This is a genomic window from Vibrio sp. ABG19 (genome assembly GCF_029962385.1).
Lineage (GTDB): Bacteria > Pseudomonadota > Gammaproteobacteria > Enterobacterales > Vibrionaceae > Vibrio > Vibrio ostreae.
In genome coordinates this window covers 208,257-234,224 of sequence record NZ_CP071708.1, presented here as the reverse complement: position 1 = coordinate 234,224, position 25,968 = coordinate 208,257, and the positions used below count along the sequence as shown (strand labels likewise).

The 25,968-nt window shown below is 52.1% G+C and carries 26 protein-coding genes and 1 pseudogene; 14 read left to right on the top strand and 13 right to left on the bottom strand.

Annotation, left to right across the window (positions count from 1 at the left end; all coding sequences use genetic code 11):
* Position 1: 1 nt before the first annotated feature.
* Positions 2 to 676 (bottom strand): translesion DNA synthesis-associated protein ImuA, encoded by a 675-nt coding sequence (gene imuA / locus J0X00_RS07135; protein ID WP_282477808.1) that lies wholly within the window; start codon positions 674 to 676, stop codon positions 2 to 4.
* A gap of 127 nt (positions 677 to 803) precedes the next feature.
* Positions 804 to 1,547 (bottom strand): YciK family oxidoreductase, encoded by a 744-nt coding sequence (locus J0X00_RS07130; protein ID WP_136482771.1) that lies wholly within the window; start codon positions 1,545 to 1,547, stop codon positions 804 to 806.
* An 89-nt stretch (positions 1,548 to 1,636) separates the two neighbouring features.
* Between J0X00_RS07130 and sohB the strand changes: the two genes are divergently transcribed.
* The gene (sohB, locus tag J0X00_RS07125) at positions 1,637 to 2,698 is read left to right on the top strand and encodes a protease SohB (protein ID WP_136482773.1); all 1,062 of its coding nucleotides are present in this window, start codon (positions 1,637 to 1,639) and stop codon (positions 2,696 to 2,698) included.
* A gap of 187 nt (positions 2,699 to 2,885) precedes the next feature.
* Here sohB and J0X00_RS07120 read toward each other — a convergent pair whose 3' ends face one another.
* On the bottom strand, positions 2,886 to 3,833 hold the full coding sequence (locus J0X00_RS07120) for a LysR family transcriptional regulator (protein ID WP_282477807.1): 948 nt from the start codon (positions 3,831 to 3,833) through the stop codon (positions 2,886 to 2,888).
* 125 nt (positions 3,834 to 3,958) lie between these two features.
* Between J0X00_RS07120 and J0X00_RS07115 the strand changes: the two genes are divergently transcribed.
* Positions 3,959 to 4,432, top strand: coding sequence for a GNAT family N-acetyltransferase (locus J0X00_RS07115; protein WP_282477806.1), 474 nt, complete (start codon positions 3,959 to 3,961; stop codon positions 4,430 to 4,432).
* Positions 4,433 to 4,551: 119 nt separating this feature from the next.
* Here the strand turns inward: J0X00_RS07115 and J0X00_RS07110 are convergent, their stop codons facing one another.
* On the bottom strand, positions 4,552 to 4,944 hold the full coding sequence (locus J0X00_RS07110; protein ID WP_282478276.1) for an EamA family transporter: 393 nt from the start codon (positions 4,942 to 4,944) through the stop codon (positions 4,552 to 4,554).
* Between the two features lie 31 nt (positions 4,945 to 4,975).
* Between J0X00_RS07110 and J0X00_RS07105 the strand changes: the two are divergent.
* Positions 4,976 to 5,125, top strand: a pseudogene (locus J0X00_RS07105) (redox-sensitive transcriptional activator SoxR); the annotation flags it as partial.
* A 174-nt stretch (positions 5,126 to 5,299) separates the two neighbouring features.
* Here J0X00_RS07105 and J0X00_RS07100 read toward each other — a convergent pair.
* Positions 5,300 to 6,496, bottom strand: coding sequence for an MFS transporter (locus J0X00_RS07100; protein ID WP_282477805.1), 1,197 nt, complete (start codon positions 6,494 to 6,496; stop codon positions 5,300 to 5,302).
* Positions 6,497 to 6,688: 192 nt separating this feature from the next.
* Between J0X00_RS07100 and J0X00_RS07095 the strand changes: the two genes are divergently transcribed.
* A complete protein-coding gene (locus J0X00_RS07095) occupies positions 6,689 to 7,582 on the top strand; it encodes a LysR substrate-binding domain-containing protein (RefSeq protein WP_218562867.1) in 894 nt (297 codons plus the stop codon).
* Positions 7,583 to 7,616: 34 nt separating this feature from the next.
* Here the strand turns inward: J0X00_RS07095 and rrtA are convergent, their stop codons facing one another.
* Positions 7,617 to 8,168 carry a rhombosortase gene (gene rrtA / locus J0X00_RS07090; RefSeq protein WP_282477804.1) on the bottom strand — a complete coding sequence of 184 codons (552 nt, stop codon included), beginning with the start codon at positions 8,166 to 8,168 and terminating at the stop codon, positions 7,617 to 7,619.
* A gap of 3 nt (positions 8,169 to 8,171) precedes the next feature.
* Here rrtA and J0X00_RS07085 point away from each other — a divergent pair, with 3 nt between their 5' ends.
* Complete coding sequence (locus J0X00_RS07085; protein WP_136482791.1) at positions 8,172 to 8,783, top strand: DTW domain-containing protein; 612 nt, start codon at positions 8,172 to 8,174, stop codon at positions 8,781 to 8,783.
* 38 nt (positions 8,784 to 8,821) lie between these two features.
* Here J0X00_RS07085 and J0X00_RS07080 read toward each other — a convergent pair whose 3' ends face one another.
* The 3 genes from J0X00_RS07080 to J0X00_RS07070 form a co-directional block, all read right to left on the bottom strand.
* Positions 8,822 to 10,150, bottom strand: coding sequence for an anti-phage deoxyguanosine triphosphatase (locus tag J0X00_RS07080; protein WP_282477803.1), 1,329 nt, complete (start codon positions 10,148 to 10,150; stop codon positions 8,822 to 8,824).
* A 45-nt stretch (positions 10,151 to 10,195) separates the two neighbouring features.
* On the bottom strand, positions 10,196 to 10,780 hold the full coding sequence (gene yfbR / locus J0X00_RS07075) for a 5'-deoxynucleotidase (RefSeq protein WP_136482795.1): 585 nt from the start codon (positions 10,778 to 10,780) through the stop codon (positions 10,196 to 10,198).
* A gap of 106 nt (positions 10,781 to 10,886) precedes the next feature.
* Positions 10,887 to 12,101 carry a pyridoxal phosphate-dependent aminotransferase gene (locus J0X00_RS07070; protein ID WP_136482797.1) on the bottom strand — a complete coding sequence of 405 codons (1,215 nt, stop codon included), beginning with the start codon at positions 12,099 to 12,101 and terminating at the stop codon, positions 10,887 to 10,889.
* A 314-nt stretch (positions 12,102 to 12,415) separates the two neighbouring features.
* On the opposite strand from J0X00_RS07070, the gene J0X00_RS07065 reads away from it, so the two are divergent.
* From J0X00_RS07065 to J0X00_RS07035, 7 genes are all read left to right on the top strand, one after another.
* Entirely contained in the window at positions 12,416 to 13,723 is a 1,308-nt protein-coding gene (locus J0X00_RS07065) for an isochorismate synthase MenF (protein WP_282477802.1), read from the top strand.
* Entirely contained in the window at positions 13,720 to 15,468 is a 1,749-nt protein-coding gene (gene menD, locus J0X00_RS07060; protein ID WP_282477801.1) for a 2-succinyl-5-enolpyruvyl-6-hydroxy-3-cyclohexene-1-carboxylic-acid synthase, read from the top strand. Before J0X00_RS07065 ends, menD begins: the two co-directional genes overlap by 4 nt.
* A complete protein-coding gene (gene menH, locus J0X00_RS07055; RefSeq protein ID WP_282477800.1) occupies positions 15,458 to 16,291 on the top strand; it encodes a 2-succinyl-6-hydroxy-2,4-cyclohexadiene-1-carboxylate synthase in 834 nt (277 codons plus the stop codon). The genes menD and menH overlap by 11 nt, the downstream gene beginning before the upstream one ends.
* Entirely contained in the window at positions 16,284 to 17,150 is an 867-nt protein-coding gene (menB, locus tag J0X00_RS07050; RefSeq protein ID WP_218562873.1) for a 1,4-dihydroxy-2-naphthoyl-CoA synthase, read from the top strand. The genes menH and menB overlap by 8 nt, the downstream gene beginning before the upstream one ends.
* Before the next feature lie 131 nt (positions 17,151 to 17,281).
* Entirely contained in the window at positions 17,282 to 18,277 is a 996-nt protein-coding gene (gene menC, locus J0X00_RS07045) for an o-succinylbenzoate synthase (protein WP_136482807.1), read from the top strand.
* Positions 18,274 to 19,698 carry an o-succinylbenzoate--CoA ligase gene (gene menE, locus J0X00_RS07040; RefSeq protein ID WP_282478275.1) on the top strand — a complete coding sequence of 475 codons (1,425 nt, stop codon included), beginning with the start codon at positions 18,274 to 18,276 and terminating at the stop codon, positions 19,696 to 19,698. The genes menC and menE overlap by 4 nt, the downstream gene beginning before the upstream one ends.
* A gap of 56 nt (positions 19,699 to 19,754) precedes the next feature.
* Positions 19,755 to 19,967, top strand: coding sequence for a hypothetical protein (locus J0X00_RS07035; RefSeq protein ID WP_240798104.1), 213 nt, complete (start codon positions 19,755 to 19,757; stop codon positions 19,965 to 19,967).
* On the opposite strand, the gene J0X00_RS07030 is transcribed toward J0X00_RS07035, so the two are convergent.
* From J0X00_RS07030 to J0X00_RS07020, 3 genes are all read right to left on the bottom strand, one after another.
* A complete protein-coding gene (locus tag J0X00_RS07030) occupies positions 19,918 to 20,865 on the bottom strand; it encodes a putative sulfate exporter family transporter (RefSeq protein ID WP_282477799.1) in 948 nt (315 codons plus the stop codon). The genes J0X00_RS07035 and J0X00_RS07030 overlap by 50 nt on opposite strands.
* A 142-nt stretch (positions 20,866 to 21,007) precedes the next feature.
* Entirely contained in the window at positions 21,008 to 22,879 is a 1,872-nt protein-coding gene (locus J0X00_RS07025; RefSeq protein WP_282477798.1) for an MFS transporter, read from the bottom strand.
* A gap of 16 nt (positions 22,880 to 22,895) precedes the next feature.
* Complete coding sequence (locus J0X00_RS07020; RefSeq protein ID WP_136482812.1) at positions 22,896 to 23,486, bottom strand: TetR-like C-terminal domain-containing protein; 591 nt, start codon at positions 23,484 to 23,486, stop codon at positions 22,896 to 22,898.
* A gap of 406 nt (positions 23,487 to 23,892) precedes the next feature.
* On the opposite strand from J0X00_RS07020, the gene J0X00_RS07015 reads away from it, so the two are divergent.
* Together J0X00_RS07015 and J0X00_RS07010 are read left to right on the top strand one after the other, a co-directional pair.
* Positions 23,893 to 24,768, top strand: coding sequence for a Tim44 domain-containing protein (locus tag J0X00_RS07015; RefSeq protein WP_218562874.1), 876 nt, complete (start codon positions 23,893 to 23,895; stop codon positions 24,766 to 24,768).
* Positions 24,769 to 24,972: 204 nt separating this feature from the next.
* Positions 24,973 to 25,290: a DUF1244 domain-containing protein gene (locus J0X00_RS07010; RefSeq protein WP_168796926.1), complete on the top strand. Its 318-nt coding sequence runs from the start codon at positions 24,973 to 24,975 to the stop codon at positions 25,288 to 25,290.
* A 54-nt stretch (positions 25,291 to 25,344) separates the two neighbouring features.
* On the opposite strand, the gene J0X00_RS07005 is transcribed toward J0X00_RS07010, so the two are convergent.
* The gene (locus J0X00_RS07005; RefSeq protein WP_282477797.1) at positions 25,345 to 25,857 is read right to left on the bottom strand and encodes a copper resistance protein NlpE; all 513 of its coding nucleotides are present in this window, start codon (positions 25,855 to 25,857) and stop codon (positions 25,345 to 25,347) included.
* Positions 25,858 to 25,968 lie beyond the last annotated feature (111 nt).

Sequence of the window (25,968 nt, the reverse complement as noted above, 5' to 3'; positions counted from 1 at the left end):
GTCAGCCCTGTTTACGCAGCGGAAATGGCACCACCACTGAAGAAGGCAGCGGCAGTACGAGACGTGACCAACGCTCTGCCATCGACAGGGTAAACGCACCGAGCGGCCAGCCGCCTCTGCGCTTCGGCACTCGTATTTCGAGTCCCTGCGGATGGGCACTGAGGGATAGCGTCAAAGTAACCGGCAGTGAAAATAGGTTATCTTGTACCGAACGGAAGAGAAAATTCAGACAATTTCCTGTTTCGCAGGCAACCTGCAGGCGCCGGGCGTGATGCACTTCCAGTTTATCCTGCCACAGCAGAACCTGGCTGCAGGCGCCGCTTCTGGCACACTGTTCGGCTGACCATAATCCCTCTCTTTCTGATTTTGGCGTCACAATGAGTACGTTTTCGATGTTAATTCCGTCATTTCTCAGACTTTCAGCATCGACAATACCTGGCGGGTTGATCAGCACGGTCAGGCGCTCACCATGTTGCTTAAGGTAAGGATACACCAGGCGCAGTTCACCAATCCCGCTCTCGGAGTGGATATCGACAACACCATGCGCCGGGAAGCCGCCGCACAGCTTGTGGTCCAGCTCGTTGAAGCCGGTTGAATGAGTATCCGGCTCAGTCTGGGTTTGCGAACCCTGCCAGAGCCAGTGTTTATTTTTGAGGTGTTCGATCAGTTCATACATAACAATTTACCTGTATATATGTACAGTATATTTTGTTGTGTTGAACATTCAAGGAAAATGTCGGCTCTGAAAAACACAAAGCCCTGCTCACAGAGCAAGGCTTTGAATTAATGAGATCTTTTGTGACTTATTTTTTCGGTTGCGCGTCAATGCACTCGCCGTGTACGGCTTTGCCTTCCGGTGCCATCAGGTACAGATAGAGCGGCATAATATCGAGCGGTGTCTTCAACTGATTGGCATCTTCCGCTGGGAACGCTTTGGCACGCATACCGGTACGGGTGCCGCCCGGGTTGATGGCATTGACACGAATCCGGGTATCGCTCAGCTCATCGGCCAGTACCTGCATCATACCTTCAGTGGCAAATTTAGATATAGAATAGGTGCCCCAGTATGCACGGCCAACGTGGCCCACGGTTGAACTGGTGAATACCAGGCGGGCATCGTCTGATTTGTGCAGTAGTGGCAACAGCGCCTGGGTCATCAAAAACTGGGCTCTGACGTTGACCTGCATCACTTCATCAAAAGTCTCTTCACCAATTTGATCGAACGGGCTCAGCACCCCCAGCAGGCTGGCATTGTGCAGCACACCATCCAGACGACCAAACTGGCCTTCAATCGTATCGGCCATATCGAGATAATTCTGTTTGCTCGCGCCTTTCATATCGAGCGGAATGATGGCCGGTTGCGGGTAGCCTGCGGCTTCGATTTCATCGTAAGTCTGTTCCAGCTTTTTCACTGTGCGGCCGAGCAGGATCACGGTCGCGCCATGTGCGGCATAAGAGAGTGCCGCTTGTTTTCCGATGCCGTCACCTGCGCCGGTGACCAGAATGACTTTATCTTTGAGGGCATCTGCAGAAACTGAATAATCCACGTTACGTTTCCTTATTCTTATGATTTGCTTTAAGTCTTCGTGACAAGGTGGTTACAATACACCAATTCGCATTGAAGAGGATGAACACATTGGAATTTTTATTAGACTACGGCCTGTTTTTGGCCAAGATTGCGACTGTCGTCGTCGCTATCGTAGCAGTGTTAGTCATTGTTAAATCCAGCGGCGGAAGACAAAGCTCAGCCAAAGGTGAACTGGAAGTGACGAACCTGACCGAGCAACATAAACAAACCGTGGAGCAGCTGGAGTCACATCTTCATGACGACGCCTTTCTGAAAGCCCGTCATAAAGCGGATAAGAAAAGCGAAAAGGAAAAAGCCAAAGCGCGGGGAAAAGAGATCAAAAAAGCAGCGAAAAGCGGCGAGCTTGAGGCGAAACATGAGCCTCATCTGTTCGTGCTCGATTTCCATGGCAGTATTGATGCTAAAGAAGTCGCGGCGCTGCGGGAAGAAGTCACCGCGATTCTGGCGGTGGCGAAACCTGGCGATGAAGTGCTGCTGCGTTTAGAAACCGGTGGCGGTATGGTGCATGGTTACGGCCTGGCGTCATCTCAGCTGGATCGCCTTAAAGCAGCCGGTCTGCCGCTGACGATCTCGGTCGATAAAGTTGCTGCCAGCGGTGGTTACATGATGGCGTGTATTGCCGATAAAATCGTCTCTGCACCGTTTGCGATTGTCGGCTCCATCGGGGTCGTGGCTCAACTGCCAAACTTTAACAAATTGCTGAAAAAGCATGATATTGAGTTTGAACAGCTGACCGCCGGTGAGTACAAACGTACTCTGACCATGTTTGGTGAAAACACCGATAAAGCGCGTGACAAATTTAAGCAGGAGCTGGAAGAGACTCATGTACTGTTTAAAGATTTCATTCGCGAACATCGCCCGGCACTGGAACTGGATAAAGTCGCTACCGGTGAACACTGGTTTGGTACTCAGGCCAAAGAACTCGGTCTGGTCGATGAGATCACAACCTCAGACGATCTGATCGTTGAAGCGTGCAAAGACAAAACCGTACTGGCTATCCATTACGTGCAGAAGAAAAAGCTGACCGCTAAACTGGCTGGCGCAGCAGCTGAAACTGCGGACAGTGTGCTGCTGAAACTGGCAAGCCGTGGCCAGCGTCCTATCGTGTAATCAAAGTCTAATACTTATATGAAAGCGCTTCCTTGAGGCGCTTTTTTTATCGCCGCAGAACCAAAAAAAATAAACGGGACACACACCGTTATTACAGCGTTACAAAGTTGATTGCAGGATGCCGGTTTAGCTGAGTATTACTTCTCATAACGGATGTGTGTCCCTTAAATGGATATCAGAGTTGCCTTTATCTGCTGGTATTAGTGAGTGTCGTGCCGTTCTGGCCTGATAGTCGGCAGAGTAATTGAATCAACCAACTGACTTTGGCCTCTTTTTCGCGCACTTTATGCCAATATAATTTTATCTGGAAGTCGGGGATAGTGATGGGCGGTGCACGGTAAATCAGACCGAGCGAATTACTCACAGTTTGAATATACACTTCCGGGATAGCGAGAAAATACGGGGTGTTTTTCAGCAAGTAAGGCGCACTGAGCACGCTGGGCAGTGTCATTACGACCTGGCGTTTTTTGTTTATTTTTGCCAGCGCGCTATCCACAATCCCTCGTGACTCATTCCAGGGAGTGACCAGAATTTGCGGATAGTCCAGAAAGTCTTCAATCCGCATAACTTTCTTTGTATCGGCCATTTCATGCTGGCTGTCCATCGCAATACAGTAACGACCTGTGGTCCAGACCGCGTTGCCGATGTGGGCTGATTGCTCGGCTTCGTGGTCAAATCCTAACGCCAGATCGACGTCACCGGATTCAAGTTTTTCTGCTGGTATCTGTTCATTACTTTGCACTATCCGAACACTGATATTCGGGTAGTGTCTGGCAAGATAAGCATTCAATTCAGGCAGTACACACCAGATACTGAAATCGTAGCCGGAGATAATGAACTGATGTTGCCCGTTGGCTGGTTCAAAGGGGACGGCATTATTCAGACCGGATTGCAGCAGGCTGACAGCCGGTAATACCGATTCTGCCAGCAACAGAGCGCGCTCTGTTGCCACCATCTTGCCGTTAATACGAATAAACAGCTCATCATCCAGTCGCTCACGCAGACGAGCCAGGCTATGGCTGCAGGCTGACTGGCTTAGATGAAGTTTTTCAGCCGCCAGGTGAACAGACTGAGTCTGATAAATGTAATAGAAGACCTTGATCAGATTGAGGTCCAGATTTTCCAGCGTCGCCATAAGCTTCCTTTATCACCTTACCGCATATGTGAATATGATACAGATTAACTATGAATACAATGCACTTAAATCATAATGTCCGGGTCGATATACTGTTCATACACCACAAAGAAAGGAAAGTAGTGATGAATATTCGACCGGCAACCCTAGGTGATGTCAGAGTGATTTTGGTTTTTATTAAAGAGCTGGCGCAATATGAAGAGGCACTGCACTGCGTACAGGCCAATGAAGCGGATATTGTGGCCAGTCTGTTCAGTTCAACTGCAACCGCAAAGGCACTGATTTGCGAGGCTGAGGGACGCCCGGTGGGGTATGCGGTCTACTTCTTCAATTATTCCACCTGGCTGGGTAAAAATGGTCTCTACCTGGAAGATCTCTACGTGACGCCTGCGTACCGGTCCTGCGGAGCAGGAAAGCGACTGATGAAAACGCTGGCCGAGATCGCGCTAGAGAATAATTGTGGACGGTTTGAGTGGTCAGTACTGCACTGGAATCAACCGGCGATCGATTTCTACCAGCATATTGGTGCCGAAGAGCAATCCGAATGGCGAATCTATCGTTTGACCGGCGAGGCTCTGCAGCAGTTTGCCGAGGCGTAATTAACGTTCAGATGTAACGTGTGGAACGGATAATATTTAAGGGGACACACCCCTTGTTGAGTGATATTTTCGTGTGTGTCCTGGATAGAAAACCAGAGTGTTTGCTCGTTGTCCTTTTGTTATGACTGCTTCGTGCGGCTTGGCATCTGATTAAGCAGCAAAGCCAGCAGTATCACAGCCAGTGCCAACCAGGTTGTGAGAGGCAGCATTTCATCACTGAAGATCAGGCCGAAAACAACACCAAATGACGGAACCAGATAATTCGTCATTGATGTGAACACCGCACCGGCATTTTTCACGCTGAGCATGTACAGATAATACACAACACCTGCGCACATGACTCCGAGGTAGATAACGGAAAAGACGTTAAAGACGGAGAGTTGATTGAAGTGCAAAGAAGCCAACTCAGTGGGGGCTTCAAGCAGGGTCAGAGCAGTAAGCTGCAGGCTGGCCATTATCAGAACATTCCTGGCGACCATCAGCGGGTGTTCATCGCGAACGCGGTTAAGCAGAAGCAGGGCGATGGCAAAGCAGGCAGCAGCGAGTAAAATGGCTCAAATACAATCTTTAAGAGCGAATCTGACCGGCTGCATCGGTTGCGGGTGCCTGAGTATGAAAAAATGTCATCTGTTGAATCCGGAAGATAAACTCAGCCAGCAAGGAAAGGGTGCCCAACGAATCGGAATGGAGTAACGAGAACAGGTGAATTTTTAGCTCACTCGGGCTAAATCGACAGGACGCCCGCGAGTGTCCTGTCGCATCATATTGCTGTTGCCAAGAGACGGTTTAGTTTGCTGCCTGTAACTCGGATGAGTTTTGATAAGGCGGGTAGTCAACATCGCCCTTTGTATCATCGGCGGTGAGCGGTTAAATCGCTCTGGCAATCGGGCGTTTGACCTGGCGCTCGGTAGCATAGATATAAGTGGCCAGCGCAAACAACGTTATGCTCAGGGCAGCGATCAGCCAGAAGACATCCAGCAGACTGCCGGTGTTTTCATTGACGATACCGGCCAGCAGATTACCCAGCGCGCCACCCATGCCGAACGTGACCATACCGATGCCGTTGATCTGCATGGTTGACTTGGAGCTGTAGCGGCGGCTTATCCAGCCGGAAACGACGCCCCAGACCGGGAAATACATCAGGCCGTAGCCAAAGCCTGCCACCATAACGAATTTGGCGGGGTTGTAGGTGAAGGCGATAAGTCCCAGGGCAAAAGCGCCGAAAATCAGTAATAGCGCGAGGCTGTGACCACGTTTATCAGCCAGTTTACCGATAAAGAAGCCTGCCACCATGCCAGTAAATCCGATCACACTCCAGGTATAGCCTCCCAATGTCGAAGGTAGATTAAGCTGGGCCAGGAACGTATTCAGCCAGGTTGAAAAGGTCATGGTTGAGCAACCGACCAAAAACAGCATCAGACAGGAGAGGAAAGCAGTGCGTTCACGCAGTACGATGGAAAACAGCTCGCGGGTGCTGAGTGCTTTGGTCACTTTGATATTGTCCAGGTGCGGTTGACTGCGGAGATGTTTGAGCAGGTACATAGTGGCTATCAGCGTTACCAGCCCCATCACAGAGGCGACAATCCAGCCACTGCGCCAGCCCAGAACCGGTACAACCAGTAAAATGATGAGGCCGTTCAGGCTGCAGCCCCAAGCTGTGCCGCTGGCGGACACGGAAAGGTTGGTTGCGGTGCGTTTTTCTTCACCATAGCTGGTGGTTAGCTCAACAATGCCTCCCCAGCTCATAGCGGCGCTGGCGGCTAACACGGTCAGTACGCCAATCATAACCAGCGGATCGTTGAGCCAGGCCATAGTAAACAGCAAGACAGTGGTCAGTGAACCGGTAGCTAACAGTAAACGGCCGGAATCGATGCGATGCCCGATCACACCGAGAGCCATGGCGCCGGACAAATAAGAGATTTGGGTCAGAGCCCCTGCCGCGGCAAGGTACCAGCTGCTGATCTCAATTGAGGATTGCATCATCGGCATCATGGTCGCAAACAGAAACAATCCAAAGCCGTGACTGATAACCTGGTTAAAACCAAATGTCATTGCCATGCGCATCGTAATCCTCCTTGTCCAAGGTACTTTGGCCTCAACTGATTACCATCTAACCAGGAAAAGTCACTGAACCCAAAATGTTAAAAATTAACAATCCAGCTACAAAATAGCGATGGCGCTATACTATGGGCTTGCGTTTATTCGGTAAATCGATAAATATTCAATTCTACGTTCGGATTTGTTGAAAACTCAGCCATGCATGACTTACCTATTAATCTGCTGCGTACTTTTATGATGGTGGCAGACACTCTGAATCTTACCGAGGCGGCCAGGTTATTACACAAGGCTCCGTCTACGGTGAGTATGCAACTCAACCGCCTGGAAGACCTGGTGGCGAATCCGCTGATGGAGCGCGGCCAGCACGGCGTGCGCCTGACGGCGGCAGGAATGCAGCTCAAAACCCATGCCCAGCAATTGCTTAACCTGCACGATCAAATTGTCGGCTCTTTCCTTAACATGGATATTGACGGGGTAGTGCGACTGGGAACGCATGATCAGTATGCCAGCCAGACACTGGCCCCGATTCTGCAGGATTTTATCCTCAGTTATCCGGAAGCGGAGCTGGAAGCGTTTTGCGACTATCGTCCCGATCATCTGGTTGACTTACTGGATAAAGGCAAGCTCGATATCGCGTTAGTCGAAATGCTGGCCGGAACCCAAGGCGGAACCCGGCTGCGGCGCGATGAATTAGTCTGGATTGGTTCGAAAGATCACTTCGTCCATACCCATGCAGTGCTGCCGCTGGTGGTGTTTTATGAGGGGTGTCAGCATCGTCAATATGCCTGCTCTGCGCTGGAAAAAGCCAGGATGCCTTATCGCATTGCGTTTACCAGTCAAAGCCGATCCGGAGTTCTGGCGGCGGTACGTGCCGGAGTAGGCATTGCCGTGATGCCTTATCATACTCTGGAGGACGATCTGGTTATTTTAAGCGACCTGCCGGAGCTGCCGGATATGGAAGTAACCCTGTTCACATCTCCCAAAGTCAATGAAGCCACCCGGCGCCTGGAACAGATCATTATTAACAGCCCGGTGTTTAACCCGGTAGTAGTGGAAGTCGGGCCATCCATCGAAATCCAGACTAAGGGATAGCAGGAAAATAGCCACCGGCTTTGCATTCAAATAGTTATTCCGTTATCGAGGGACATTGTCGCTGATTAACCATTGCCAGCAGCAAACCACCCAGTACACCAGCCAGGTGCGCCTCGGTTGCCACCCGGGCCTGGATCAGCGCTTCAGTGCCGAGTGAGCTGCCGTAGCACTGCTCCCAGATCACTTTGGCTAGCACGCCGGCAACCAGCAGCCAACTGCTGCGCCGCCCCTGCCTGGCTTCTTGCAGGGCAAAACAGGCAAACAATCCGTGCAGGGTGCCGGACAGACCGACGTATGAACTCATGTCGGTCATCAATAGCGCAATACCGACCCAGAGACTGATAAGCACAAGAGCGGACAGTAACAGCCGAACGGTGGGCTTGAAGATATAGCTGATGAGCCATAACCCGGCCAGATTCATCGCCAGATGAGCAAAGTTGGTATGGGTGAAGTTTCCTGTTAGGATGCGCCACCATTGGCCGTGTTGAATGGCACTTAACTGCCAGGCTGCGGCAGAAGAAAGCGGTTCTAACTGCAGTCCGGCACAGACCATACTGATTATTACTAGCCACAGGTATAAATTCACACTATGTCCCGTTATTGTTCCCGGTGCGGTAAAGCACATAAAGCCTGTATCTGCGCTGCGATAGTGCCGATCGATTCTCAGGTGGAGCTTATCATTCTTCAGCACCCGACAGAAGAACATCGCGCCATGGGGACTGCACGTATCCTCAGTCTGTCGCTGGCGAACTGCCGCTTGTTGGTCGGCGAAGATTTCCGTCAACATGAGGAACTGAATCGCCTGCTGGCAGAGAGCAGCGTGCAGCATTTTGTGTTGTATCCGAGCGAGCAGTCACAATCGAGTGCGCAGCTTAAGTTACAAGCTGAGCGGCCGATCCGGGTGATTGTATTGGATGGTACCTGGAAAAAAGCCTTTAAGATGTGGCAGGTGAATACCCAGCTTCATCACTTACCCGCCTTGCATCTGCCCAAAGATCTCAAGGGCAACTACCGGATTCGCAAAGCGCCGAGTGAGAATGCACTGTCAACGGTGGAAGCTGGCTATCACTTACTGCAGACTCTTCAGCCTGAACAGGACTTTTCGCCGCTGATGGCTGCATTTGACACCATGATCAATTATCAGATTCAGCAAATGCCACCCGGTGTGTTTGAGCGTAATTACCTCAATAAGGAAGAATAAGGGGCAAGATGCCCCTTGTCTTCGTTAAGTAGTCAGATTCAGTAATTAACGTGGGCCGAAAACAGCTGCTGATGCAGCCGCTGGGCATAACCATCGGTCATAGCGGCAATATAATCGCAGATGACCCGCATTCCATCTTCCGAGGCATGCTCCGCGGTACGCCATTTCTCCTGGGTTGCATCCGGCAACAAGCGTTCCGGATCGGCGGCCAGTGCTTCAAACAAGTCCATTATGATCTGTTGGCCTTTATATTCAAAACGCTGCACTTGCGGCACTTGGATCACGTACTGACTGACAAAGCTTTTCAGTACTTCCAGCGCGTTATGCATGTTCGGCTCCAGATAGGCGTTAAAGGCCAGCAGATCGCTGTTGAACGCCGTATCAACCGGCTGGACGCTGACACTGGTTAGCAGGGCATTAACGATGCCGCCAATGGCATCTTTACGCACATGATGCTGGCCGGAAAACAGCATGCGGCTCAATGCTTCAATATGCTCAGCAAACCACTCATCACCGCACACGGCTAACTGGCTGGCCGCGGCCTGTTGCCACTGGGTCTGCGTGACCATACCGAGCACAATCGCATCTTCCAGATCGTGCACCCCGTAAGCGATGTCATCGGCCAGCTCCATAATTGAGCAATCGAGGGATTTAAAACGTGTCTTCTGGTGCTGATAAGGCGAGCGGGTTTCTGCCCGCATCTCGCCCAGCAGCTGACGATCATGGGTGCTAAGCGGCGCCAGTACCCAAGCCAGTACTGCACTGTCACAGTTGTAGACACCTTTGGCCGGTGCCCAGTCTTTGGCTTTCAGCTGACGCTGGTGCGGGACTGATTCGGGCAGTTTTTCCGCCCGGGTGCGGCTGAGCAGCGCCGGGTATTTAAGCAGGCCGAGCAGGGTACGGCGTGACAGGTTCATGCCGTGATGCTCGGTATAGGGTTCGAGACAGGTGACGATACGAAACGTCTGCGCATTGCCCTCAAAACCGCCGTGCTCACGCATCATGTAGTTGAGTGCGATTTCACCGCCATGGCCGTAGGGCGGATGGCCGATATCATGCGCCAGGCACAGCGAGTCAATCAGGCTGTCTGACGGTAGCAAATGACGGAACTGGGGCTGCTTGAGTTTTATCTGCGCGACAATACCGGTTCCGATTTGCGCGGCCTCTAACGAATGGGTCAGCCGGGTGCGGTGGAAGTCGTTCAAACTGGTGCCGTGCACCTGGGTTTTGGCCTGTAAGCGGCGAAACGCGGCCGAGTGAAGAATTCGGGCCCGGTCACGCTGATATGGACTCCGGTGATCATTGCGACGAATCTTATGCTCGTCGTTGTTACGTTCTTGCCAGTCTGAACTGATGGTTACCTGCATGGATGGCTCCCGATATGACACGGTTTTTATAAAACCTACAGCGAGTTAGCTGATCTCGTCCAGTGTTAATTCAAAGCTGGGCGCAAAGGTTTGCAGAAAATAATCCATTTCTTCGGTGTAGCGCTCACGCAGCGTCACATCGAGGCGCTTTTTCGCCAGAGCAAATTCATGGTTACCGGCGCTGAGTTCTTCCAGACATTTCAGATAAGCACACAGGCAGTCGGCTTGTTTGACGATCGCGGAATCCTCGGCATGTGCTGCATCGGAGACCAGAAACGGCGCAAAATCGTCGTGGAATTCTTCCGGTAGCATCGACAGCAGGCGGCGTTCTGCGGCTGCTTCGATTTTTTTGTACTCTTTGGCGATGTCCGGGTTGAAGTATTTGATGGGCGTTGGCAGATCGCCGGTCAGCACTTCACTCGAGTCATGATACATGGCCAGAATCGCAATCCGCTCGGGATTGAGCTGTCCGCCGAACTTTTTGTTCTTAATCACGGCCAGTGCATGGGCAACAAACGCTACCTGCAGGCTGTGCTCTGAGATGTTCTCTTTGGAGACGGAACGCATCAGCGGCCAGCGCTGAATGAGTTTCATACGGGCGAGGTGGGCAAAAAAATGGCTTTCTTTCATAACGCTCGACATCCTGGTTGATCGCTGAATAAAACAAAAGGCGCTCTTTTAGTTTAGAAAAGAGCGCCTTTTTAGCCTAACTGATCAGGAAAGGGAGAGGAAAGCGTTATTGGCTGTAAGTGCTCAGGAAACGCTCAAAACGGCCGATCGCCACTTCCAGATCTTCAACATGGGGCAGGGTCACGATGCGTACGTGGTCCGGTTTCGGCCAGTTGAAGCCGGAGCCCTGTACCAGCAGGACTTTTTCCTGTTTCAGGAAGTCGAGTACCATTCGCTGATCGTCTTTAATACTGTACTTCTTGGTATCAATTTTCGGGAACAGATACATCGCGCCTTTCGGCTTCACACACGATACCCCGGGGATCTGGTTAATCAGTTCCCAGGCACGGTCACGCTGCTCCAGCAGGCGCCCGCCTGGCAGGATCAGTTCATTGATACTCTGATAGCCGCCCAGTGCAGTCTGGATCGCGTGCTGCATCGGTACGTTGGCACACAAACGCATTGAAGCCAGCATATCCAAGCCGGAGATATAGCCGCTGGCCTGATGTTTTGGCCCGGTCAGGAACATCCAGCCGCCACGGAAACCACACACACGATACGCTTTAGACAGGCCATTAAACGTCACGACCAGCACATCTTCAGTCAGCGTCGCTACAGAAGTGTGAGTCGCGCCGTCGTACAGAACTTTGTCATAGATCTCGTCTGCAAAGATAATCAGTTTATGTTTGCGGGCAATTTCAATTACTTCCAGCAGGAAGTCACGGCTGTAGACCGCGCCGGTCGGGTTGTTCGGGTTGATCAGGACGATGCCGCGCGTGTTCGGCGTGATCTTTTTCTTGATGTCGTCCAGTGAAGGATACCAGTCGGCCTGCTCATCACACAGATAGTGCACCGCTTTACCGCCGGACAGGGCAACGGCTGCCGTCCACAGCGGGTAATCCGGGGCCGGAACCAGCATTTCATCACCGTTATTCAGCAGCGCCTGCATCGCCATTACGATCAGTTCGGAGGCGCCATTACCAATGTAGACATCTTCGACATCCAGAGAACGGATGCCTTTTTTCTGATAGTGCTGTACGACAGCTTTGCGTGCCGAGTAGATACCTTTGGAATCACAGTAACCTTGTGAGGTTGGCAGGTTACGAATCACGTCGACCAGGATTTCATCCGGGGCGTCGAAACCAAACGGGGCCGGGTTGCCGATATTAAGCTTTAGTATTTTATGCCCTTCTTCTTCCATGCGTTTAGCATGTTTGAGCACTGGACCTCGAATGTCATAGCAGACATTATCGAGTTTTGACGACATCCCGATATTTTGCATTGTCTTGTTCCTGAAAATGATGAAATTTGTTTATTAAACCTCTACAGATTGCCTTTTTTTAGGATATAAATCTAGGCCATATTGTCCTTTCGAGGTTAAATTTTGTCAGTACCCCAATTGGCTCAATTCATGGGGTAGATAAGCTGTCCGAAAGTTTTTATGACCTTATATTCGTTAAGGTAATGAATTTATATACAGAATGTGGCTGTGGCACGCAGAACTGGTGGGAAAAGATACGATATACCCTTGATTTTAGTGGGTTCTCTCAATAGAGTAACCGGGTTAGATCGAGTCTCAGCTAAGTCGAGGTCGTTTTGTTGAACTTTTATCAAGCCATTGCTCGCTTAACAGAGCAAATTCACGACGCGCAGGAAAACGACGTCCGTTTCATCCAGGAGTTGGCAGGCAAGCCGCCATTCGCGCTGATCGATTGGCTTGAAGCCCAACCGGTTTACCCTAAGTTTTACTGGCAGTCACGGGACAGTCGCGAAGAAGTGATTGCGCTCGGGCAGTTATATACTTTCACTGATCCAGCCCCGGCGTATGCCATGGTCGGTGAGAATCAGCGTGTCTGGGGGGGACGCTCGTTTGACGGTCATACCGATAAAAACCAGCGCTGCATGTCGTCTTTCTTCTTTTTGCCCCAGGTCGAGCTGATACGGTTAGATAACACCTGGCACCTGGCGGCCAACGTCAATCAGGAATCGGCCCGGACACTCGCCACGCTCAACAAGCTGGTGGCGGACGTTAAACCGTTGCCTGCGATCCACCGTGAAGTCAGACAAGTCAGGCATGCTCCGAGTGAGTCCGGCTGGGCGCAGCTGGTACAGGACGTGTTGGACGGTATTGAAAAGCAGGATTTTAAAAAAGTCGTCCTCGCCCGTCAGACCCGTTTGACTCTCGATGGCCCGCTCAGTGCTGCTCAGTTGCTGAAAGCCAGTGCGCGGCAAAACCATCACAGTTTTCACTTTATGCTGGCGCTGGACAGTAAACACTGTTTTATGGGCTCGACGCCCGAGCGGCTCTATTTACGCCAGAGTCAGGAGCTGTATACCGAAGCGCTGGCCGGCACTATCGGGCGCGGCGCCAATGCGGCGCAGGATCTGCAACTGGCGAACTGGCTGACCCAAGACCGTAAGAATCTGCATGAGAATCAGGTGGTAGTGGATGACATTATCGAACGTCTTACGCCTTATGCTGAGTCAATCAATGTCGATCCTGAGCCGCACCTGGTGCGGCTGAGCAAAGTGCAGCACTTGAAGCGGGCGATTCACGCCAATCTGCAACCCGGGGTTAATGGCGTACAGCTGCTGAGAGCATTACAGCCGACCGCTGCTGTAGCAGGGCTGCCGCGTAAACCGGCTCTGGATTTTATTACCCGACATGAACCTTTTGCCCGCGGCTGGTATGCCGGTTCGATGGGCTATTTTAGCCATCATCAGGCAGAGTTTTGTGTTGCAATCCGCAGTGCTCTGGTACTGGAAAATGAAATCCAGCTTTACGCCGGGGCCGGGATTGTACCGGGCTCAGAAGCGCAGTATGAGTGGCAGGAGTTGGACAAGAAGATGTCCACTCTGCTCAGTTTAATCAGTGACGACCTGCCGCTGGGAGTTGCCTCATGAGCCACGACCAGGCACAGCTCAACCGTATCTGGAGCCGAACTTTGCTTGAAGAGCTGACCCGCTTTGGGGTCAGTGAGGTGTGTATCGCGCCCGGCTCTCGTTCGACACCGCTGACACTGGAAGCCGCCGCGCATCCCAATCTGACTCTGCATACCCACTTTGATGAGCGCGGGTTAGGCTTTTTAGCCCTGGGTCTGGCCAAAGCCAGTACCCGGCCGGTGGCGGTGATCGTCACGTCCGGTACCGCGGTCGCCAATTTGCTGCCGGCGATTGCCGAATCCGGTCTGACCGGAGAAAAGCTGGTGGTGTTAACCGCCGACCGGCCAGTTGAGTTGGTCGGTTGTGGGGCTAACCAGGCGATCGATCAGGTCGGTATTTACTCTTCCCATGTCACTGCGGCGATGAATTTACCCAGTCCGGGAGTGCATTTATCTTTAAGCTGGCTGCTCAGTGCCCTTGATGATGCGCTGTTCAAACAGGCGCAGCAGGGCGGCGCAGTACATATTAACTGCCCGTTTCCCGAGCCGCTTTATTCGACCTCATGTACGGATTTATACCGCGATTATCGCGCGCGGGTAGCCGACTGGCACAATGCAGATGTGCCTTATACTCGGCGTCTGATGCCACAGACTAGCGTCATGCCACTCGAGGCGGCATCTTTTCATCGCAAAGGTCTGGTCATTATCGGTTCTTTGCCGTTGTGTCAGGCTCAGGCGGTGCATGATTTTGCCCGTCAGCTCGGCTGGCCGGTGCTGGGTGATATCCAGTCCGGTGTCAGCAGTGAGTGGGCACATTATGATTTGTGGCTGCAAAATGCCACAGCCAGTGCCCGCTTGAGTGAGTGCGAATTGGTGCTTCAGTTTGGTGCCAGAGTGGTATCAAAACGGCTTAATCAGTGGCTGCAACGCCAGATCAGCGCCGCCGATTGTGACTATTGGTATGTGTCGCCGGATGCCAGTCGTAACAACCAGTCTCATCTGCCGCAACAGCACTGGGTGGCCGATATCCGTGACTGGGTTGCGATTCAGTCCGCCGTCGTGGAGTCCTCCGTTAAGCCGCCACTCAACAGTGCCAGCCGTGGCTGGGCAGATGAACTGCGTCATATTGCCGGTGCAAGCGCGCAACTGGCAGTATCAACGTTGTCTGACGAGGGATTGAACGGCTCTGCCGGTACACTGACCGAAGTCGCTGTTGCGCTCGATCTCAGTCAGCGCGTGCCGTGGGTGCCGCTGTTTATCGGTAACAGCCTGATAGTGCGTCTGACGGATATGCTGAGTGAACTGGATGATCGGGCAGTTTATTCCAATCGCGGAGCTTCCGGGATTGATGGCCTGGTGGCCAGTGCTTCCGGTGTGCAGCGCGCGCTTAACCAGCCGTTAATGATTCTGCTCGGTGACACCTCACTGCTGTACGATCTCAATTCACTCACTTTGCTGCGTCAAACTTCGCAGCCGGTTGTGATGGTGGTGACTAACAACGACGGCGGTGCCATCTTTGATCTTCTGCCCGTACCGGAGCAGGAGCGTCAGGCTTTATATCAGATGCCACACGGCATGCAGTTTGAATTCGCAGCCAGGCAGTTTGGTCTGGCTTATGCCCGCCCGCAAACCCTGGCCCAGTATCAAACCGTAATCGATGTCCATTTTGACTCGGGGCAGGGCACGTTGCTGGTGGAGGTTGTTACGCAGCCGCAGCAGGCCGCACGACACATCCAACAGCTTAGTGCGCAGATCCATGCTTTATAGTCGCTCGTCCGGTCATGTCTCCGTTAACACGCTATCGGTGGCAGAACGGCCGCTACTGGTGTTTCTGCATGGTTTGCTTGGTAGCACGGACGACTGGCAGCCGGTGTTGGATTGTTTACCGGATGCAGACTGGCTGGTTATCGATTTACCCGGACATGGTCATAGCCAAACGATTTGCTGTGACGATTTGCAGCAGTGCTGCGAGAGGGTTGCACAAACTATTGCCAGCCGGGCCGGAGCGAAACGCCCGGTATGGCTGGTCGGCTATTCACTTGGCGGACGCATTGCCATGACCGGGGCTGCGTGTGGCTGGTTCAGTGGCTTTAACCTCTCAGGTCTGCTGATTGAGGGGGGCCATTTTGGTTTGCCAACCAATCAAGAACGAGAGCAGCGCTGGATTCATGATAGTCGCTGGGCGATGCGCTTTGCGCACGAACCGATTGAACAGGTATTGAGCGATTGGTATCAACAAGCGGTATTTAGTTCACTAAACCATGCGCAAAGACAAACCTTAATCACTAAACGCAGTGCTAATCTTGGTCAGGCAGTGGCAAGTATGCTGTTATCAACCTCGCTGGCAACCCAGCCTTATTTGCTACCTGCACTGCAACAAGCCCGTTTAACCACGCATTACGTCTGTGGCGAACGGGATAAGAAATTTTCGCAGCTCGCGACACAAAGCGGGCTGAGCTTTAGTCAGGTCGGGCAGGCCGGGCACAATGTTCACCATGAGCAGCCTGATGCGTTCGCCCTGATCATTCAGCGTTTAATTGGCTCGTTGTCATCAACAACGAGTAACAACAATGGGAATCAGCATGGCTAAAACAGTAGGCATTTCAGAACAAGAACTTTATGCTCCGGTCGAATGGCATGATTGTGGCTCAGTTTATGAAGATATCGATTATCACAAGTCGCCGGATGGTATGGCCAAAATTACCATTGCCCGCCCGCAGGTGCGCAATGCGTTTCGTCCGCAGACTGTCAAAGAGATGATCAATGCACTGGCCGATGCACGCTACGATGAAAATGTTGGTGTCATCATTTTAACCGGTCTGGGTGAAGAGGCATTTTGCTCGGGCGGCGACCAGAAAATTCGTGGCGATTACGGCGGTTATAAAGATGAATCGGGTACCCACCATCTCAATGTGCTCGACTTTCAGCGCCAGATCCGGACCTGTCCGAAACCTGTGATCGCCTCTGTGGCCGGTTGGGCTGTTGGTGGTGGTCACGTACTGCATATGATGTGTGACCTGACCATTGCGGCAGAAAACGCCCAGTTTGGCCAAACCGGGCCAAAAGTCGGCTCTTTTGATGGTGGCTGGGGCGCATCTTACATGGCGCGGATTGTTGGTCAGAAGAAAGCGCGCGAGATCTGGTTCCTGTGTCGGTTCTATGACGCCAAAGAAGCGCTGGATATGGGGCTGGTGAATACCGTGGTACCACTGCAGGATTTGGAAAAAGAAACCGTACGCTGGTGCCGTGAAGTTCTGCAACACAGCCCGATGGCGCTGCGCTGTCTCAAAGCAGCACTGAACGCTGACTGTGATGGGCAGGCTGGCCTGCAGGAACTGGCTGGTAACGCCACTATGCTGTTTTATATGACAGATGAAGGCCAGGAAGGCCGTAATGCGTTTAACGAAAAACGTCGCCCGGATTTCAATAAATTCCCGCGTAATCCGTAAAATCGTTGCGGCCCGTGCAAAAGTGGGCCGCTTTTTGCTTACGACGTATAACCCTTTGTGATGTCATTGTCTTGGCGCATTCCGTGCCGACAGTGTGAACATCCAGGAATAACAACAGAGTTAGGTTGGATATGCGCAGCGCAAAACTGTATCGCTATCGTCTGCCGATGGATAGCGGTGTCATTCTTCGTGAAGAGAAGTTAACCGAACGTGAAGGATTCATTGTCGAACTTCAGGAAAATGGCCGAATAGGGCGTGGTGAAGTCGCGCCGTTAAAAGGATTTAGCGTCGAAACCATTGATGAGGCGGGAGCCCTGGCTAAAGAACAGCTGGAACTGTGGGTGAAGGGGCAACCTCTCGGACTGGACGAATTATTTCCTTCTGTCGCCTTTGGTGTGTCTATGGCGGAGCTGGAACTGGCCGGTGAGTTGCCCCAAGATGGGCAATATCAGGCTGCACCGCTGTGCACCGGTGATCCGGATGACCTGATCCCGCAACTCGAAGCCATGCCAGGTAACAAGGTCGCCAAAATTAAGGTGGGCCTGTACGAGCCGGTACGTGATGGCATGCTGGTTAACCTGTTTCTCGAATCCATGCCGGATCTGACGTTGCGTCTCGATGCCAATCGGGCCTGGAACAAAGAAAAGGCGGCTAAATTCGCTCAGTATGTCGCTCCGTCACGTCGTGGCCGGATTACTTATATCGAAGAGCCGTGCCATACACCGAGTGAGAGTCTGTCGTTTGCCATCGATACCGGGATCGCAATTGCCTGGGATGAGACGCTGCAGCAGGCGGTACGCATGGATGACTTTCGTCTCGAAGAGCTGACCGGCGCCAAAACCATCATTATCAAACCGACCGTGATAGGGTCCGTACCTTTCTGTATTCGTCTGGTTGAGAAAGCGAGAGCACTCAATCTTCAGGTGGTGATCAGTTCCAGTCTGGAATCGAGTCTGGGTTTGACCCAGTTAGCCCGCCTGTCAAAATGGTTATTACCGGATGAAATTCCGGGCCTTGATACCATAGGCCTTTATCAGGCGCAGCTTGAAACCGCCTGGCCGGGTTGTGAACTGCCAGTGCAGACACTGCAGGAGCAGGAGCTGGTGTGGCAGTCGCACCACGCATGACCCCCTGGCAACAATGGCAGCAGCGTACGCCGGATAAGGTGGCGCTGCGTCTTGAGCAAGAATCTCTGACCTGGCAGCAGCTGGCTGAGCGTATTGAGCAGTATGCTCAGGCACTTCATCAGCAAGGTGTACAGGGCGGAGACGTACTGACACTGGTCGGTAAAAATCATCCGCATACGTTGCTGTGGTTACTGGCCGCGGCGTCGCGCGGTGTCATTTGTGCCCTGACGATGCCTCAGCCTGGCGAGGCTTTACACCTCAAACTGGACGCCCTTTATGGCGCGCATCAAACGCCCCATCTCTGGCTGGCTCCCGGGGCCGACGTTTCCCGGCACTCTATTTCCCGGCACTCTGATAGAGCCGTCAATGTCATTCAGATACCCAAGGCATTACACGTTACTGAACCGGTTGGGTGGCATGGCGATCTCTATCAGGCTGACAATCTGGCCACTTTGATTTTTACCTCCGGTTCAACCGGCGTTCCGAAAGCGGTGGCGCATACTCATGCCCAGCATTTGGCTTCTGCGCAGGGCTTATTGCAGGAGTTTGTGTTCAGCGCTGAAGATACCTGGCTGCTCAGCTTACCGCTCTATCATGTGTCCGGTCTGGCGATTGTTTACCGCTGGCTGCTGGCCGGCGGCTGCCTGAAAATTGGCCGTGGTGATCTGGCTTATGACATGGCTCAGGTCACACACGCGTCTTTGGTGCCGACTCAACTCAAACGGCTGCTGGAGGCCGGAATCGAGCTCAATCTGACCCATGTGTTACTTGGTGGCAGCCATATTCCGGTCCGGTTGGCGCAGCAGGCCGCGGCAATCGGCATTGAAACCTGGCTTGGCTACGGTATGACAGAAGCGGCCTCAACCGTGACGGCGAAACAGGTCGACGGGCACAGCGGAGCCGGGCATGTATTGGCCGGACGCCTGGTACAACTGCGCGGACAGCGGATTTATATTGGTGGCGAGACCCTGGCCAGCGGTTATTACCGCCGCGGGCTGCTGCATCCTATCCTGGAATCAGACGGCTGGTTTGACAGTCAAGATCTCGGCGAATGGCAGGATGAGCAACTGGTGATTATCGGACGCGCCGACAATCAGTTTATCTCTGGCGGCGAAAACATTCACTGTGAAGAAATTGAGTCCGTACTCAACCGTCATCCGGCGGTGCAACTGGCGATGGTGGTGGCGGTTGAAGATGACGAATTTGGCGCCAGGCCGGTTGCGATAGTGCATAGCGCAGAAGCGGTATTTTCATTGGCGCAAGGTTCAGCCTGGTGCGAAGGGAAGCTTGAGAAATTCAAATGGCCGGTGGCTTATTTCACTATGCCCGAGCAACTGATGAACAGCGGCATTAAAGTATCGCGCCAGGCCCTCAAGCAATGGCTGGCGCATCATCAGACTCAATATCAGGTTATGAGTTAGACCAAAACAGAATTTTGCTTCTTATAACGATTGGGCATAATGAATCCGGATTAATAATGATTCGGGATTATCTGACCATGAAGAAAGGCTTACTTGTTGGCGTCATCGCCCTGCAACTGCTGATTGCACTGACCCAGGATGGCTGGCCGCGTTCGGTGGCTGAATTAAGTGCTTTCCTGTTGGTGCTGCTCGTCGCCTGGGAAGTGCAGCGCTCGCCTGTTATCCGTTCGTCTGGCTCAGCAGCCAAGCCAGAGACGAAGTCGATATAACTATCCAGAGTACAATACCGAACATCAGCGGCTTGGCACCGGCAGTGCGTAAACGGCGCACCGACAAGCTGCAGCCAATCAAAAACAGACACACCACCAGGGCTTGCTTGGCCAGGCCGAAAATCTGCTGATATACCACCTCAAACTGCGGCAACTGATCGCTAAATCCTATCGCCGCGCAGTAAAAGAGAATGAAATACGGGATTGTCACTTTTTTCGATTTACTGCGAAACATCCAGGCACTGAGCAGGGCAACGGGCACAATCCACAATGCGCGCGCCAGTTTGAGGGTGGTGGCCGTTTTTAGCGCCTCTTCACCGTACGCCGAAGCGGCGCCGACCACAGATGACGTATCATGAATGGCGATGGCGGCCCAGGTGCCAAAGGTATGCTGATCAAGATTGAGGGCATGGCCGATAAGCGGAAACAAAAACAGCGCCAGTGAATTGAGCAGAAATACCGTACCCAGGGCCACTGCGGTTTGATCGTCATCGGCATTGACTGCCGGAGCCACGGCCGCAATCGCACTGCCGCCGCAGATGGCTGTCCCCGACGCAATCAGGTGACCTGCAGTCGCATTAAGGCCGATAAACCGCGCCAGCACTGTGCCGAGAATCAGAGTGCCTGCAATACTGACCACAATCAGGCCGATGCCGTCGCTGGTCACGCTGAGTGCTTGCTGTAGTGGAATACCAAAGCCGAGGCCGACAATCGAGTAAGCCAGCAATCTTTTGGTGAGCTTCGCAAGTGGCAGTCCGCCGGGAACCCAGCCCAATGTTGCCAGCAAAAAGCCCAGCACCAGCGCAGTGGGCGAGGTGAGATAAGGGGTAAGACAGGCCAGCAGAATCAGCACAAAAGGCAGATATCTCAGCTTAACAGGCAGTGAGTTGCATGACATAGGATTGACCTTCAGCGAAGTGGAAACTGATTGTAACCCATTGCTAATGGTCAGAAAGTCTTAATGTTTTGAACAAGCGTTCAGTTAAACTGAACGCTTGTTCTTAGTGAACGCAAAGCAGCGAGCTGAAAGTCGTACAAAGCTACTTCCAGTCACCACGCAGCGCTGCGACTTCGGCGTGCATCAACTGGGTGTTAGCGTCGCAGGCGGCAACGGCGCGACCGGCTTCTATTTCAATCCGTGAGCGGAAACGACAGGGCAGGCTGCTGCAGGCACGACCTTTATATCGGCTGAAGAAACTGCCCCACAGTCCTTTAATCGCCATCGGAATCACAGGTACCGGGCTGCGCCTCAGTATCAGGTCGATACCGCGCATAAACGGGTTCATCTCGCCATCTTCGGTCAGGCGACCTTCCGGGAAGATACACACTAGATGGCCTTGTTCCAAAGCTTGTTCTACCTCGGTAAATGCGCGGCGGATAGAGGCGCGGTCATCGGAGTCTATCGGGATAACGCCCGCCCGCTTGAGGAAACGGCGCGCAATGCGGATATTGGCGTACTCTTCGTGCATCACAAAGCGAATCAGGCGCGGGCAAACCGCACTCAGCAGCAGGGCATCCATATAGCTGACATGGTTACATACGATCAGAGCGCCGCCTTGCTGCGGCAAATGATGCAGATTTTTATGCCGGACGCGGTAAATGGTATGAGTCAGCGCCCAGACCAGAAAACGTACCACAAAAATAGGCACTTGCAGGAACAGGTATACGGCCATCAGCACATTCATGACCGACAGCAGGATAAACAGCTGCACTATGCTCAGGTTGAGCAGTGATAAACAGACAATGCCGAGCAGCGCGCTGCCGACCATAAACAGGGAGTTGTAAATATTGAGTGCGGCGATGACCTGAGCCCGCTCGTTTGCTTTGGCGCGTTGCTGCATCATGGCATACAGCGGCACGATAAAGATCCCGCCGGACACGCCCAGTAACAGCAGATAAATATACAGTGGCCACAACGGGGTGTAGCTGACGAATTCGCTAAATTGCTGGAAGAGCGGTAAATCATCGGGAATGCTGCTGGCCATCAGGTAGCCGAAAATACTTATCCCCAGACTGCCGAGCGGCACGATACCCACATCAATCCGGTGGCCGGACATTTTGTCACAAGCCAGTGAACCGGCAGCAATACCGATAGAAAACAGCGCCAGTAAGAAAGAGACTGAGCTTTCGGTACCATTAAGAAACAGTTTGGTGAAGTTGGGGAACTGGGTTAGGTAGGCCGCGCCAAGGAACCAGAACCAACTGATGGCCATCATCGACTGAAAAATGGTGCGGTCGCTGCGTGCGATAGCCAGAGTCTGGCGGGTCAGTTGAATAGGCCGCCAACGAAATTTGAGATCCGGCGCGCTGGCTGGCGCTTCAGGGATGGCCCGGCTGGCGAGGTAACCGAACAGGGCAAACAGCAGTACGGCTCCGGCAGCGATGTAGCGCGCATGTTCTGCAGAAGCGATGATGCCAGCTCCCAGCGTACCGAGCAAAATCGCTAAAAAAGTGCCGGTTTCGACCAGGGCGTTGCCCGGAACCAATTCGCTCGATTTCAGTTGCTGGGGTAGCAGCGCATATTTGACCGGACCAAAAAAAGCAGATTGGGTACCCATCAGAAACAGCATCAGCAGTAACAGGCCGTAGCTCTCAGTAATGAAGCCCAGAGCGCCGACACACATGATGGCTATTTCTGCCAATTTCACTTTACGGATAAAAGCAGACTTTTCATATTTGTCGGCCAGTACGCCGGCAGAGGCGGAAAACAGAAAAAAAGGCAGGATAAATAAGCCGGCAGCCAGGTTAATGAACAGGTCACTGGATACCGGCAGAGCGCTAGAGCCTGCAAAGGCAACCAGCAGCAACAATACGTTTTTAAAAATATTGTCGTTGAATGCGCCAAAGAATTGGGTAATAAAATAGGGCAGAAAACGCCGCTGGGTTAACAGTGACGTTTGAGAATGTGGCATTACGTTTCCTTGATGCTTACCAGTTGGCCAGATAGTTAGAGAGTAGATCTTCAATCAATGCCTTGCCATCGACAGGCTCAGCAGCAAAGAATTTGTCGTCTACACTCAGCAGGGTGATGCCATGCACTCCTGACCACAAAACTCGGCTGGTGCGCAGAATTTCACTGTCGGTACGCTGAGGGGCCATGACGTGCAGCAGGCCTTCCAGCATGCTGGTCATGTGTTCAATCCGCTGTGACTGCCACTCAGGCAACTGTTCGCCATTCATGTTATGGGCAAAGATTAACTGCCAGCGATAGGGGTTTTGCTTGGCAAAGTCGTGATAGCAGTAAGCGAGCTGATAAAGTGCCTGAGCCGGATCTTTACTCTGGCTAACCACGGCTTTGGCTTCGGTGGCCAGTTCGTCCAGCGTTTGTGCCACCACATGCAGCAGCAGCAGGTTGTAATTACCAAACACGTTCACTAATGTACTCGGTACATAGCCGATCATCGTCGCGATTTTACGCAGGCTCAGCTCGTGGTGAGAGTGAGTATGGAGAAATTCTTTTACCGTATTGAGCGTCAGCGCAATAAGCTCGTCTCGTGTATGGTCGTTTCGTCTTGCCATGTGGGATAATACTTAATGAACAATGTTCAATTATTCTAATAACCTCCCGATGGAGCGTCAACTAATCTCTCAATAAGCGTGTGCTTTTGAAAGCGTGCACAACGGACTTTGGCTGCGAAGTCGGCCTTTATTGCTGCCGTTTGTAACATCGCTTGTCGGTTGAGTTCCGTTCGGGATCCATGAAAATCTACAGCAACGCTTTGAAAATCAAAGGCTGTTGATGGGGTTTAGACAACCTAACACCGCAAATGGTTCATTATGTCCGAACGAAGTTTGCAATATCCTGATACAAGTCAGCAAAAGCAAAATGTTTGATTGTGATATTGAAGCCGCTATGATGACCCGGTATCAAAATAGGTTTAGGGTCCTTTTGAGGGCCATTACCAGTAACGAGCTAAGGATAAGTATGAAACGTCTGTTTTCTCTGGTCGCATTAGTGATGGTTTCTGTTGCGTTTACTCCAGTGGCGGATGCTGCCAAAAAATTTGGTGGCGGTAAGTCATTTGGTAAAAGCTACAACACATCGCCTGCACCGACGCAAAGTAGCCAACCGACCAATTCGCTAAAACAACAAAACGGCACACAAACAGCACAGAATTCCTCTAAAAAAGGATTAATGGGTGGTCTGCTGGGCGGCCTTCTGGCTGGTGGTTTGCTGGCTGCCTTCTTCGGTGGCGCTTTTGAAGGTATCCAGTTTATGGATATCCTGATCATGGGTCTGATTGCCTTCGTGATCTTTAAACTGATGCGCGGAGTGTTGGGGGCCAAGCAGGGCAGTATGAACCAGCAGCAACCGGCGTTTGGCGGAATGAACCGCAACCAGTTTGAACAGCCGAATGTGCACAACTTTGAGCAGCCGCAGGCATCGGCAGGTGGTTTTGGCAGCACGATGCAAAGCGATGTACCGCACAATTTACCGGCCGGTTTTGATCGCGTGGCGTTCATCAACGGTGCACGTGAGCATTACCGTATTCTGCAAGGTGCCTGGAACCACAACCAGTTGCACACCATTGAGGAATATGTGTCACCAAGCCTGTTTGAAGATCTGAAACAAGAGCGTGCCAAGATTGACTCGGCTCCACAGACAGACGTGATGTATGTGGATGCAGAAATCGTACGTGCCGATTATGACGCGAGCAAAGCACAGCTGAGCCTGCAGTTCAGCGGCCGTTACCGTGATGCGGGTGAAGGTATCGAAGAGGATATCGAGGATATCTGGCACCTGGAACGTGACCTGACAACGCCGAATGCACCATGGCTGATTGTTGGTATTCAAGGGTAATTTCCCTCAGTCACCAGTGCGGAATCTCAGCGCCCGGGCTCGTCCCGGGCGTTTTTGTTTGCTTGTTTTATAATGACTTGATGAGTTTTAAAATAGCGGTGTGAGTTTTATAAATAACTGGCAGCGTGTTATAAATAACAGATACATCTCTGTGACTGGTCTGCTTTGGCCGGTGGCAGGCAGACAACAAGAAAGGAAAGTCCCGTGGCCGAATTTAAACATAAAGATCTGACCCAAGAACAACAGGATAAAATGGATGCAGCGGTGTTCCGTCGCCTGCTGGCGCATCTGGATAATAATAAAGATGTGCAGAATATCGACCTCATGATTCTGGCAGGGTTCTGCCGTAACTGTTTCAGCAAATGGTACCTGGCCGAAGCGCAACAGCTGGGATTAGATCTGGATATTGATGATGCTCGTGAGCGTGTGTACGGCATGACCTACGATGAGTGGAAAGCCAATCATCAGCCAGCGGCAACGCCAGAGCAGATGGCCGCGTTTGAAGCGCGTCAGAAAAAATAATGGTCTAAAGCCGCCTCTCCTGGCGGCTTTTTTAGTTTTTACTTTAAGATTTATTTATTGTTTTTCTAGGTTGTACAACGTAGCCATATCCCCGGTTACTTTTTCACCATTGATATCCAGCTTCATCAGCATATTATCACCAACAAAGTACTGGTTTGGTGTCTCTGAACCATCTTCCAGCGTAATCACGCTACCGGTGTCGTTCCAGTGGAACTTACCTTCAGAAGTGGTTGGCTTCGCGCCTTCTTTACCCTGATAAGACTGAACCAGGCTGTAACTTTGGTCTTCGTTTAGAGTCAGGGTGTAGTCGATCCCTGCGCAGTCAGCACAAGGAAGAGTGCCTTGATAGGTGCCTTGCCAGTTGGCAGCGTCGCCATCTTCAATCGACTCAGTCACGGCACTAGCGGCTGAAGAGACGCTGTCGGTTACGGTCGCAATCGAATCGCTGACTTTGCTCGGCAGTGTATCGGCGGCCGGTTCTGCTTGTTGCGTTGCCGCGTTTTCCGCAGTGTCACAGCCAGCCAAAATAAACGTCAGTGCACTCAGGGCGAACATCGCTTTTCTCATCTTTTATCCTTATCTATTTGTTGTGTTGACAGGGTTGAAAAGATTATTCACCAAACTCATGTCAGAACCGTCAGTGCGTCGTCATGCTTTCTATAGGTGGGGTCAGAAAGT

What these genes read in the sequence shown, in the direction of transcription:
- menH (WP_282477800.1), top strand. Translation starts at nt 15,458, where the DNA reads ATGCTTTATAGTCGCTCGTCCGGTCATGTCTCCGTTAACACGCTATCG.
- J0X00_RS07005 (WP_282477797.1), bottom strand. Translation starts at nt 25,857, where the DNA reads ATGAGAAAAGCGATGTTCGCCCTGAGTGCACTGACGTTTATTTTGGCT.
- J0X00_RS07100 (WP_282477805.1), bottom strand. Translation starts at nt 6,496, where the DNA reads ATGCGCATGGCAATGACATTTGGTTTTAACCAGGTTATCAGTCACGGC.
- J0X00_RS07025 (WP_282477798.1), bottom strand. Translation starts at nt 22,879, where the DNA reads ATGCCACATTCTCAAACGTCACTGTTAACCCAGCGGCGTTTTCTGCCC.
- menD (WP_282477801.1), top strand. Translation starts at nt 13,720, where the DNA reads ATGAGCCACGACCAGGCACAGCTCAACCGTATCTGGAGCCGAACTTTG.
- menE (WP_282478275.1), top strand. Translation starts at nt 18,274, where the DNA reads ATGACCCCCTGGCAACAATGGCAGCAGCGTACGCCGGATAAGGTGGCG.
- J0X00_RS07030 (WP_282477799.1), bottom strand. Translation starts at nt 20,865, where the DNA reads ATGTCATGCAACTCACTGCCTGTTAAGCTGAGATATCTGCCTTTTGTG.
- menB (WP_218562873.1), top strand. Translation starts at nt 16,284, where the DNA reads ATGGCTAAAACAGTAGGCATTTCAGAACAAGAACTTTATGCTCCGGTC.
- J0X00_RS07020 (WP_136482812.1), bottom strand. Translation starts at nt 23,486, where the DNA reads ATGGCAAGACGAAACGACCATACACGAGACGAGCTTATTGCGCTGACG.
- J0X00_RS07120 (WP_282477807.1), bottom strand. Translation starts at nt 3,833, where the DNA reads ATGGCGACGCTGGAAAATCTGGACCTCAATCTGATCAAGGTCTTCTAT.
- menC (WP_136482807.1), top strand. Translation starts at nt 17,282, where the DNA reads ATGCGCAGCGCAAAACTGTATCGCTATCGTCTGCCGATGGATAGCGGT.
- J0X00_RS07080 (WP_282477803.1), bottom strand. Translation starts at nt 10,150, where the DNA reads ATGCAGGTAACCATCAGTTCAGACTGGCAAGAACGTAACAACGACGAG.
- J0X00_RS07015 (WP_218562874.1), top strand. Translation starts at nt 23,893, where the DNA reads ATGAAACGTCTGTTTTCTCTGGTCGCATTAGTGATGGTTTCTGTTGCG.
- imuA (WP_282477808.1), bottom strand. Translation starts at nt 676, where the DNA reads ATGTATGAACTGATCGAACACCTCAAAAATAAACACTGGCTCTGGCAG.
- J0X00_RS07095 (WP_218562867.1), top strand. Translation starts at nt 6,689, where the DNA reads ATGCATGACTTACCTATTAATCTGCTGCGTACTTTTATGATGGTGGCA.
- J0X00_RS07115 (WP_282477806.1), top strand. Translation starts at nt 3,959, where the DNA reads ATGAATATTCGACCGGCAACCCTAGGTGATGTCAGAGTGATTTTGGTT.
- J0X00_RS07070 (WP_136482797.1), bottom strand. Translation starts at nt 12,101, where the DNA reads ATGCAAAATATCGGGATGTCGTCAAAACTCGATAATGTCTGCTATGAC.
- yfbR (WP_136482795.1), bottom strand. Translation starts at nt 10,780, where the DNA reads ATGAAAGAAAGCCATTTTTTTGCCCACCTCGCCCGTATGAAACTCATT.
- J0X00_RS07035 (WP_240798104.1), top strand. Translation starts at nt 19,755, where the DNA reads ATGATTCGGGATTATCTGACCATGAAGAAAGGCTTACTTGTTGGCGTC.
- J0X00_RS07085 (WP_136482791.1), top strand. Translation starts at nt 8,172, where the DNA reads ATGTCCCGTTATTGTTCCCGGTGCGGTAAAGCACATAAAGCCTGTATC.